This is a genomic window from Catenibacterium sp. AM22-6LB (assembly GCF_003435615.1).
Classification (GTDB): Bacteria; Bacillota_I; Bacilli_A; order Erysipelotrichales; family Coprobacillaceae; genus Catenibacterium; species Catenibacterium mitsuoka_A.
Map to the genome: position 1 here is coordinate 1 of NZ_QTUM01000070.1, position 10,255 is coordinate 10,255.

Sequence of the window (10,255 nt, forward strand, 5' to 3'; positions counted from 1 at the left end):
CCCCCACAGTGGACTTTCACCACCTAGATATATGCCATGCCCGGCATACAAAAAAGCCCCGTACCCATTACAGGCACGAGGCGTAACTCTCTCTATTCAATTTTATGCCGCTATCTCCCAGCATAGCCATTCTAACACTGGACAAGTCGGACTTTCAGTATGGAAACCGTCGTATTTTCATCGGATTTTAGTCGGACTAAAATCCTGTCTTAGCACTCACAATAACACAATGCTTCTTCCTCCCTGGCACTTTCCAGGAAATCTTTCAATTTAGGAATGGCTGTTCCCCAAAGTGACAGACCAAATAACAGTATCGCTTCTTTCTTTCGGTCATAATAGCTGCTGCGTTCCATATTCAGAACCTCCAGCATTTCTGATTCTTTGTACTTGAAGCGATTGAGATATGCCTTTGAGATAATCTCACAGTACAGAGCGCCTTTATCCGGATATTCTCTGATTTTCAGCATCGCCATATCTACCAGTTCAATGATCCACTTTGTCTCGAATAAGCTTCGAATACGTTCTTCAAATCGTTCTCTCGCTTCATCCGGAGCAAAGTTCTCCAGATAAATCAATGCTCCATCTAAGCTGTCACCGTAAGTACAAATAAGGGTATCACATACATCATTCGCACGATCAATAGTAGACCAGCACACCTCTCGATATATGGATAAAATCAGCTTTGCTCTTTCATACAGAACCTTTTCGTCAATGTTCTGCATCCGGCAAAGCATTCGAATATTGCTTAATACCTGTGTATTATATCTGCTCATTCAGAATCTCCTTTCAGCCTAATCCATAAAATAAGAATTCCTTTCTAACTCCTGTCACTTGGCTAAAGGGAAACAAATACCATGGGACAAGAATGACTATAACTTCCGATATTTGATTAAAATAACAGAAGCAAAATCGGAAGTTCTTGACTTTATAAAAGTTCCGATATATAATTAAGTGGAACTAATACTTCTGTTCTGATTCTCATTATAGCATTTTCCAGAAGTTTGTCAACAAATAATCGGAAGTTACGAATAAATATTTTTTGAAAGGAAGGACAGTACCATGACATTTGGAGAAAAAATTAAAGAAGCTCGTTTGGCTATGAACCTATCTCAAACGGAGCTTGCCCAGATGACCGGCATTTCCGAAAGATCCCTTTACACCTATGAGCAGCTCGGAACACTCCCCAGAAAAAGCAACATCAGAAAACTTGCTGAAGCGCTGCATATCTCTGTGTCCTATCTTTTGGATGAATCTGAAACGGACAGCCAGAGCCATATAGATCAGGATATGTTTATTTTAGAGGCAAAGGAAAACTTCGGTTCAAAGGGAGCAAAAGAAGCTCAGGAAGTGCTGGGTCGTGTAAATTCTCTGTTTGCCGGTGGAGAATTGGACGAGGACGCAAAAGATGTATTCTTCCAGGCGATTATGTCAGTTTATATGGACTCTAAGAAAACAGCACGGGAAAAGTACACTCCGAAGAAATACAGAAAGCATAAAGATAAAGAGTAAAATCCTCAAGCACAGAATATGTTTTCTGTGTGCGATTCGGAGGTGAAGCAAATGAAAACGGCAGAGCATATCATTGAAACTGTCGATAAGCTTGTGCGAAAATATCACACCAGAGACCCTTACGAACTATGTCAGCTGTTAGGTATCAAAATCCACTATTACGATTTACAGAAGAAATTGAAGGGCTTCTTCTATTACCAGTCCAGACAGAAGAATATCGTGATAGATCACAATGTGAACGGCATCCTGGAACGTATCTTAGTCGCACATGAATTAGGACACGCTGTCCTGCATACAAAAATCGCCATGATGCACGGCTTTCAAGAAATGGAAGTTTTTGATGATAGATCAATCGAAGAAAATGAAGCAAACTTTTTTGCGGCGGAGCTTCTGTTAGAAGATGGGGAAGTTCTGGAATGCCTTTCGGAACACACATTTTTTGAAACGGCTAAAATGCTCTATGTACCGGCAGCATTATTAGACTACAAATTCAGCCTGCTCCACGAAAAAGGAGAGCTGGTAAATTCGATGTATATTCGTAAAGCAGATTTCCTGAAAGAAGATCTTCATGCCTACGATAACGACATTAGTTATGGCGATATATGAATATCTATTTTTATATCTTTACAGAAAAAGTCCACCAGTACGATGCGCAGTGCATCATGACTGGTGGACTTTTTGTTTCTTAAAGGATCAGTATATTGTATTGCAACAAAAGAAACCCACAGCAGTTCACTCAGAACCGTCAATGGGCTTCTTTTTCATTATATCAATCAAGCTCCGCTTTTTTTATCATCTCTTGCTGGTCAATCAAGACATCAATCATCTTTCCTACGGTTATCAATGTTGTTACATTACACTTTTTCAGTTTTGCAGCAATCTCATCATCGATGATGCTGTCGCATTTTGCATATGGGGTATCCAGCAAAAAATAGTCAAAGTTCTTTTCCAAGACGAATGCCAGTTTTAGAAGCATTGCCAAAGAAACTTTCGTCTGTCCAACTTCAACATGGCTCATATGATTGTTCGAGCAACCAACCAACGCACCCAAGTCTGCTTGGCTGTATCCCTTCTCCTGGCGAGCAGCTTTAATGCGCTGACCGATTTTTATATAGTCAACTTCCGGTTGCATTTCAATCACCTCCATGCTGTGTATGATTCTGCTATACATTATAAAATGTACCAAAAATCTCAACAACCAACATTGGGTGCAAGTTGCATTTATAAATGCAATATGATAAAATTTTATAGGCAGATTGCATTAAATGATAGAATGAAAAGAACCCCAAGACGACAATATGAGCTATCTTGAGGTTCTTTAAAATAAAAAATTCGTAGAGTACATTACTCCACGAATCGCATTCTTCTCTGTTTTTTTTAATTTACATCTCTATTTTACAAGTTGTCGCACTGTTTGTCAATATGTTAGGGACATAAAACACGAGGTTTTGCGCAAAAATCCGTCTTAGGAAGTTCCAAAGTCACAATTTGCCGTCAGAATTATAGTCATATTGAAGGAGGTGTACCTTATGGCACGAAAAGGAGAAAATATTTACAAAAGGAAAGACGGCAGATGGGAAGGAAGATACATTAAGTCCCGATCTTCTACAGGCAAAGCCAATTACGGTTATGTTTATGCAAAATCATATCGAGAAGTCAAAGCAAAACTTATCAGTCAAAGTTCGTGCACGAGTAATTCTGTCACTGTCGATCCAGAAATTAGCTCAGATCAATTTGAACAGGTTGCTATGGAATGGTTTCAAGCTATATGTCCTAAAGTGAAAGAATCTACAAGCAACAAATATAGGAATCTTCTCAACTCGTATATACTTCCTGTGTTCGGAAGCAAACAATTGCGTGATATAACACACGAGTTTATTGAAACGCAGTGTAATTTTTTCCTTGTTTCTGGTGGATTAAAGGAGAATGGACTTTCCTCTAAAACTGTTTCAGATATTTTATCTCTAATTCGAAATATCTTACAATTTGCCACCCGAAACGGGAAAGCCATTTCTTGTGACGCACGATCTATACAGATAAAACGTCAAACGAAGGAAATGAGAGTTTTGAGTCGTGCTGAACAGGAAAAATTATGCCAATACTTGTATTCTAATCTTGATTCCTGCAATATTGGTATATTAGTATGTTTATTCACTGGTCTCAGAGTAGGTGAAATTTGTGCGTTGCGATGGGAAGATGTTTCATTCTCAGATTACACAATCCATGTGCATCAAACGCTCCAGAGAATCCAAGATAGAACCAACAGTGAATGCAAGACAAGGATTGTTGTTACCACACCCAAAAGTGCTTGCTCCATCCGTACTATTCCAGTACCCCATGGCTTAATGACTATTCTTACAGCACACAAAGCTTCTTCTACTGGCTACATTCTAACCAATAGCGATCAGAATCCATTAGAACCAAGAACCATGCAAAATCATTTCAAGAAGGTATTGAAAAACAGCGGAATCAACTCCGCAAATTATCACTCGTTACGTCATACATTTGCTACAAGGTGCATAGAGCTTGGATTCGATGTAAAAAGTCTCAGCGAGATATTGGGTCATGCCAGCGTGAATATTACAATGAATCGCTATGTACACCCATCCATGGATTTAAAAAAAGAAAATATGCAACGGCTTTCTGATTTATTAGCCGTCAAATAAATTGTCAACACCGTCAAATAATGCTGAGTTTTCAGTGTTTGGCGGTGTTTTTTCGTGGAGTAATGTACTCTACGAAAGAGTATACCCAGGAGGAGATTTATTGATTCAATTTGTAGGGCGAGATGCTTATAAGCAGTTTTGGAATTTTAGTAAAGATGAGAAAGAGAACTTGGCCACTCAATTGGCGATTGAGTTACCCGCACTCAGAGGAAAAGTTGGTGCATCACAAGAAGAAATTGCTTCGGCTGTTGGTATTTCACGACAAACTTATAGTGCCTACGAAAATCGGACACGCCCAATTCCATGGAGTTTATATCTAGCACTATTGTTTTATTTTGATTACATTCCAAGTACACATTATATGATTCGCCAGCTTGAATTATTCCCAAATGAATTAGACGAATGTTGGTTAGCTGGTAGAGTTTTTATTGAGGAAGAAAAATGAGCGAATATTCACAGCAAATAAAAAGGGGTATTACATGAACAAAAAAAAGGGGTATTACATGAACAAAAATATAAAATATTCTCAAAACTTTTTAACGAGTGAAAAAGTACTCAACCAAATAATAAAACAATTGAATTTAAAAGAAACCGATACCGTTTACGAAATTGGAACAGGTAAAGGGCATTTAACGACGAAACTGGCTAAAATAAGTAAACAGGTAACGTCTATTGAATTAGACAGTCATCTATTCAACTTATCGTCAGAAAAATTAAAACTGAATACTCGTGTCACTTTAATTCACCAAGATATTCTACAGTTTCAATTCCCTAACAAACAGAGGTATAAAATTGTTGGGAGTATTCCTTACCATTTAAGCACACAAATTATTAAAAAAGTGGTTTTTGAAAGCCATGCGTCTGACATCTATCTGATTGTTGAAGAAGGATTCTACAAGCGTACCTTGGATATTCACCGAACACTAGGGTTGCTCTTGCACACTCAAGTCTCGATTCAGCAATTGCTTAAGCTGCCAGCGGAATGCTTTCATCCTAAACCAAAAGTAAACAGTGTCTTAATAAAACTTACCCGCCATACCACAGATGTTCCAGATAAATATTGGAAGCTATATACGTACTTTGTTTCAAAATGGGTCAATCGAGAATATCGTCAACTGTTTACTAAAAATCAGTTTCATCAAGCAATGAAACACGCCAAAGTAAACAATTTAAGTACCGTTACTTATGAGCAAGTATTGTCTATTTTTAATAGTTATCTATTATTTAACGGGAGGAAATAATTAAACTATGTTTTGAACCATGAATTAAATAAAAATGACTCTCAATTATTGGAAGTCAATTTATTAAACCAATTAAAGCTTGCAAAACGTGTAAATCTTTTTGATTATTCTTTAGAAGAATTACAAGCCGTTCATGAGTATTGGCGGTCAATGAATCGTTACTCAAAACAAGTTTTGAATAAAGAGAAAGTGGCTTAATATGGCAAATATAGTCAATTTTACTGACAAACAGTTTGAGAATCGCTTAAATGATAATTTAGAAGAATTGGTTCAAGTAAAAAAGCGGTTGAATCGCCAACCGCTTTTTTACTTGGTGGGCAATCAGGGTCAGGGAAAACCAGTTTGCGAAGAAGATGATTGAGCAGGCAGGAACAAAGTGATAAATTCAAATTGTGAGGGAAAATACAGATGAATCAAGGAAGAATTATTGTGATTACAGGCTCACCGGGGACAGGAAAAACAACAACTGCGTCAATTGTCGCAAAGGAATCAGATATGGATAAATCAGTGCATATGCACACCGATGACTTTTTTCATTACTTAAGCAAAGGCGCAATACCACCACATTTGCCAGAATCCAACAAGCAAAATCTGGTTGTCATTGAAGCCTTTTTAGAAGCTGCAAAGCGATATGCTCGTGGCGGATATGATGTAATTGTAGATGGGATTGTCGGGCCATGGTTTTTGGAGCCATGGAAAGCTCTTGCCCAAGAAGATTACGAGGTACACTATATTGTATTAAGAGCGAGTAAAAAAGAAACTATGAAGCGAGCTGTGGAACGCTCAAAATTAGATAGAAAAACAAATATTGAATTAGTGGAAACAATGTGGGAGCAATTTTCCGGTTTGGGGATATATGAATCAAATGTCATAGACACAACTACATTCACAATTAAAGATACGGTTTCCGCAATAAAAGAAAGAGTTGCATGTGGGACGTCTTTACTATCTTAGACATTCCCATTTGTCAGGAAGATAGCAAAGCCAGCCGAGCCAGTCAACGGTCAAGATGAACGGCGCATTTCATGCGCCGCCGTTGACAGTCACGCCCGTCTTTGCTAAAAAGTAATCAAGGCGGGAAAGCCCTAAAATGGCTTCCCGCCCATTTCAATTTTTAGAAAAGAAACGCTCCAAAATCAGAAAGAGAGCGTCCAAGCACTTTGAGGGATTGGCCGCCTTGTCCACCCATTCAGCGGGACAGCGGGCGGAGGTCAAGGCCGGGTGTAAACCCGTTCATTTCAGCTTAGAAACCCTTCATAAAACGGGCTTATTTAGCGATATAAGGCTTTATAATAGAGAAGGAGTGAAACTTCTATTCAAGTTTAGAAACGCCTTCCATTAGTCCGAAAGAGACCTTAGAAAGAGAATTAAATCGTAAAGTATCAGGGAAAGAAATTCAACCGACTTTGGAGAGAATAGAGCAAAAAATGGTTCAAAATCAACACCAAGAAACCCCTGAATTTAAAGCAATTCAACAAAAATTGGAAAGCTTGCAGCTACCTACACCACCAATACCCAAAACACCTAAACTTCCAGGACTTTAAACCTTAAAAAAGGAAAAGAGTAGTTACCAAAAAACGGTAACTACTCTTTTTTTATAAAAACCTTTCCTCATGTTTGAAAAGCTGATCGAGAAATAAAGCACACAACGGTATTCTTTCTTTTTTCAGTTGGTACATTTTGCAGTCTGTAACGTGTCATTTACTGTTTGTTACCTTAACATATCCAGTCGAAAACACAAGGGTATATAAACGAGCAAGCTCGCCCTTGTGTTTTCTTTGTGTCTATGTTGCGTTCTCGTCACAGCAAACGACACGAACACACTGGCGAAAATGAACCAACAAAACGAAAAAAGAAAGGAGCGTATACTTCACAGACGGTGTTAAGGATACTTACCAGATGAAACCGTACATTGCACCGACCGCTGCTGAGTTGGAACAATTTCTTTCCTCTCTAAATTAAATCTTGCCGAAGCAGTGATGTGTCAGACTTTCCTGACACATCGCCGCTTTGCACTTCACAAAATCCGCTGCCAGGAGGTGATGAAATGAGTATGGTAAATGCTGACTCCGTTCAGCTATTCGCAATGCTGAAAAAAATGCAGGATTCCATTTCCTCCATCGAAACTACCAAAAAATCTGTAAAGATGAAATATGAACAGTTAGGTGCTGGATGGCAAGATAAAAAATACAACGAGTTGGGCGTGGTTGTAAGAGACTGCAACAAGGCTCTCAATGACATATTGGTAATTATGCTTCAAGCAGAAAAATATGTGGCTTTACTCGCCAAGAGCCTTAGTGAATACGAAAGTGTTCAACTAGGATCTACAAATGGAATATCTGCAAGCACACCTCAGACCAGTAGTTTTGCTGTTACACCATCAAGTGCAGATACAACCACCTTTGAGTCAAATACCTTTGGTTCTAATCTTGCATTTGTTCAAGACAGACTATCAGCTGAACGATATTTTTCCCGTGGAAATCACTATGAAGAATATCGAGATTATTGGGAGAACGGGAACTATACCTTTTCTCGAAATGAAAATCCAGAACTCGTATACGTTAGAGCAAGGGATATTGAAGGAGTTTATCTCAGTGACCGAGAACTTGGGAACCCGGAAGGATTTTGGACACGGAATGGTCGAGAGGGATGGTCGAGAGAAAACATTCTAAGGCGAGCTTCGCACATCCAAGATGTTCGTCAAAATACTGAGTCAGGAATGTCTTTGGATGAGCTTTCACAAAACCCAGTGTTAGATGATACCATTCGTAGCTATTACAATAATCCTGTCCAGGTTGCGCAGGTAGGTTCTTATTATGTATTTCAGAGTGATGGGCGACATCGAACACTTGCAGCTCAATCGCTTGATACATATATCCCGGTTTTAGTAACAGGTAGCTACACTCGAAATGATTAACAAATGAGGAGGTGAGTGTTTGAGCAACGTAAATGCTGATGCAACTCAATTACTGACAATACTGAAAAATATGCGGACCTCCATTTCTTCTATCGAAACTACAAGAAGTTCTGTGAAGATGAAATATCAGCAATTGGGAATTGGATGGAATGACAAGAAGTACGATGAGCTGGGAACTATCGTAAAAGATTGCAACAAAGCCCTGAATGATATTTTACAGATTATGCTTCAGGCCGAAAAATACGTTGCTTCACTTGCCAAAAGTGTACAAGAATATGATAATGTTAATTTGGACACTCCTTCTGCACGAAATTCTTTCCTCCAGGGTCTGCAAACACCTAATGTTGGTAATTCGTCTTATCAGTATTGCCTTGGCGTGCTAACCCAAGGTAGCACACCAGACGGATATATCGCTGTTATATCACAACGCCATGAAAATGCAGAGCAGAATGTCAGAGAAGTGTTTGACCATTTCGCTGGTAAACTGATGATACAAGATTCTGAATATCCACCGGATCAGACAGCACATTACTCACCGGGAAATTATATAGGGCATTCACGAGGAGTCTACTACAATGCAGCTTCTGATATGACAAATCCAAGAGGTGCAGGAACAACTTATTTCCACGAGCTTGCTCACATGATCGACCATGCTTCGTGCAACTATCGGAGCAATCTATCCAATACTCCAGAATTTGCTGAGGCACTGGTTGAGGACGGACAAAGAATCCTGAGCTTATATAACAATCTTCCAGTGGAAAAGCAAACTGCTTTTCTGACCCGTATTAGGCAGGATTCAGCTCACTCCTTCTCGGACTTAATTGATGCGACAACAAATGGTCAATTGCACGGAAATTATGGTCACTCAAGGAACTATTGGACGAGACCGGGCAATCTACAAGCAGAAGCCTTTGCCCACTTTTTTGAAGCGTCTATGGGAGACCAAGGCAAATTAGAGCTATTAGCAAATTTCTTTCCTACAGCGTTTGGTATTTTTTCTTCAATGATTGATTCTATTAGACCAGATAATCATGTTAGGGTCTTGAGCAGAGAAAGGTAGGTGCATACAATGGACAAAAACAAGAGCGTTGCAGATTTTATGAATAGCTTCCTTAATACACCTGAACCGAAAATTGATAATGAGTATTATGAAATCGAAGAACAGTATTTTCGGCAATTCGGTCATGGTGTCCCAAGGGAAATGTTGCCTGATAGCATTTCAACGGAACAAATTAAACAAGCCATGAAAAAATGCATTCTTTCCAAAAAGGATAATCTCTTTGAACTATTAGGCATCATTATCAACGATAATTATTTATATTAAGAAAAGGAACGACGACATGGATGAAGACAACATTATAACTTTGAATGATGAGAATGGGAACGAAGTTGAATTTGAATTTCTTGACTTAATACCGTATCGCCAGAACGAATATGTTGTCCTGCTTCCTATTGGAGATTCGGATGGGCAAGTTGTTATTTTGCAGCTGAAAGAAATTGACGATGAAACAGAAGAATATGTTGGTGTTGAAAACGAATTTGTGTTAGAGACTGTCTTTGCTCTGTTCAAAGAGCGAAACAAAGATTTCTTTACATTTGAGTAATTAAACAATGCAAGCTCAAACCAACAACACGATAAAAGGGGGGTGCATTATGGATATTTGGCATCGTGTAGGCAGAATTGTTCGCTTCTCAAACTTAGGAACTCTTCTGTTCTTTACTCTTAATATTCTGCTGATTGTTGCTGTGTTCGGTTCGTCAGGAAGCATTGTTGAACTGATTTGTATTTACTTTTTCACAGTAGCTATCAGCTTATCCCCATTAGGCGAAATGTGCCTGGCTGCCTTCGCAGGAGCAAGCGATATAAAAATTGGATAATAGAAATCAAGTAAAAATTCAAAAAAATAATCAGTAATTTTTCA

The 10,255-nt window shown here is 38.8% G+C and carries 14 protein-coding genes and 2 pseudogenes; 14 read left to right on the top strand and 2 right to left on the bottom strand.

All coding sequences use genetic code 11. The features are described 5' to 3' along the window. Nucleotides 1-209: 209 nt before the first annotated feature. A complete protein-coding gene (locus DW269_RS11195) occupies nt 210-773 on the bottom strand; it encodes a hypothetical protein (RefSeq protein ID WP_110437430.1) in 564 nt (187 codons plus the stop codon). Between the two features lie 286 nt (nt 774-1,059). Between DW269_RS11195 and DW269_RS11200 the strand changes: the two genes are divergently transcribed. Both DW269_RS11200 and DW269_RS11205 read left to right on the top strand, forming a co-directional pair. After that, entirely contained in the window at nt 1,060-1,509 is a 450-nt protein-coding gene (locus tag DW269_RS11200) for a helix-turn-helix domain-containing protein (RefSeq protein WP_002304411.1), read from the top strand. Between the two features lie 51 nt (nt 1,510-1,560). After that, nucleotides 1,561-2,115: an ImmA/IrrE family metallo-endopeptidase gene (locus DW269_RS11205; protein WP_110437429.1), complete on the top strand. Its 555-nt coding sequence runs from the start codon at nt 1,561-1,563 to the stop codon at nt 2,113-2,115. A 163-nt stretch (nt 2,116-2,278) separates the two neighbouring features. Here the strand turns inward: DW269_RS11205 and DW269_RS11210 are convergent, their stop codons facing one another. Continuing rightward, nucleotides 2,279-2,641, bottom strand: a complete 363-nt coding sequence (locus DW269_RS11210; RefSeq protein ID WP_233503293.1) for a helix-turn-helix domain-containing protein — start codon at nt 2,639-2,641, stop codon at nt 2,279-2,281. A gap of 397 nt (nt 2,642-3,038) precedes the next feature. Between DW269_RS11210 and DW269_RS11215 the strand changes: the two genes are divergently transcribed. The 12 genes and pseudogenes from DW269_RS11215 (at nt 3,039) to DW269_RS11280 (ending at nt 10,211) form a co-directional block, all read left to right on the top strand. Beyond that, nucleotides 3,039-4,175 (top strand): site-specific integrase, encoded by a 1,137-nt coding sequence (locus DW269_RS11215; protein WP_110437427.1) that lies wholly within the window; start codon nt 3,039-3,041, stop codon nt 4,173-4,175. Between the two features lie 100 nt (nt 4,176-4,275). Further along, complete coding sequence (locus DW269_RS11220) at nt 4,276-4,620, top strand: helix-turn-helix transcriptional regulator (protein ID WP_198957774.1); 345 nt, start codon at nt 4,276-4,278, stop codon at nt 4,618-4,620. 34 nt (nt 4,621-4,654) lie between these two features. Further along, entirely contained in the window at nt 4,655-5,416 is a 762-nt protein-coding gene (erm(B), locus tag DW269_RS11225) for a 23S rRNA (adenine(2058)-N(6))-methyltransferase Erm(B) (protein WP_117548156.1), read from the top strand. Next, nucleotides 5,417-5,614, top strand: a pseudogene (locus DW269_RS11230) (antitoxin); the annotation flags it as partial. Nucleotides 5,615-5,680: 66 nt separating this feature from the next. After that, the gene (locus tag DW269_RS13235; protein ID WP_231303533.1) at nt 5,681-5,773 is read left to right on the top strand and encodes a zeta toxin family protein; all 93 of its coding nucleotides are present in this window, start codon (nt 5,681-5,683) and stop codon (nt 5,771-5,773) included. Nucleotides 5,774-5,824: 51 nt separating this feature from the next. After that, entirely contained in the window at nt 5,825-6,370 is a 546-nt protein-coding gene (locus DW269_RS11240; protein ID WP_002304402.1) for an AAA family ATPase, read from the top strand. A gap of 286 nt (nt 6,371-6,656) precedes the next feature. Then, nucleotides 6,657-6,960 (top strand): annotated as a pseudogene (locus tag DW269_RS13240) (toxin zeta); the annotation flags it as partial. A gap of 503 nt (nt 6,961-7,463) precedes the next feature. Beyond that, nucleotides 7,464-8,333, top strand: coding sequence for a hypothetical protein (locus tag DW269_RS11260; protein WP_002578944.1), 870 nt, complete (start codon nt 7,464-7,466; stop codon nt 8,331-8,333). Between the two features lie 19 nt (nt 8,334-8,352). Beyond that, nucleotides 8,353-9,393 (top strand): hypothetical protein, encoded by a 1,041-nt coding sequence (locus DW269_RS11265; RefSeq protein ID WP_002304399.1) that lies wholly within the window; start codon nt 8,353-8,355, stop codon nt 9,391-9,393. A gap of 9 nt (nt 9,394-9,402) precedes the next feature. After that, nucleotides 9,403-9,657 carry a hypothetical protein gene (locus tag DW269_RS11270; protein ID WP_002588965.1) on the top strand — a complete coding sequence of 85 codons (255 nt, stop codon included), beginning with the start codon at nt 9,403-9,405 and terminating at the stop codon, nt 9,655-9,657. Between the two features lie 16 nt (nt 9,658-9,673). Next, entirely contained in the window at nt 9,674-9,937 is a 264-nt protein-coding gene (locus tag DW269_RS11275; protein WP_002304397.1) for a DUF1292 domain-containing protein, read from the top strand. Nucleotides 9,938-9,986: 49 nt separating this feature from the next. After that, nucleotides 9,987-10,211, top strand: a complete 225-nt coding sequence (locus tag DW269_RS11280) for a hypothetical protein (protein ID WP_233502508.1) — start codon at nt 9,987-9,989, stop codon at nt 10,209-10,211. Nucleotides 10,212-10,255 lie beyond the last annotated feature (44 nt).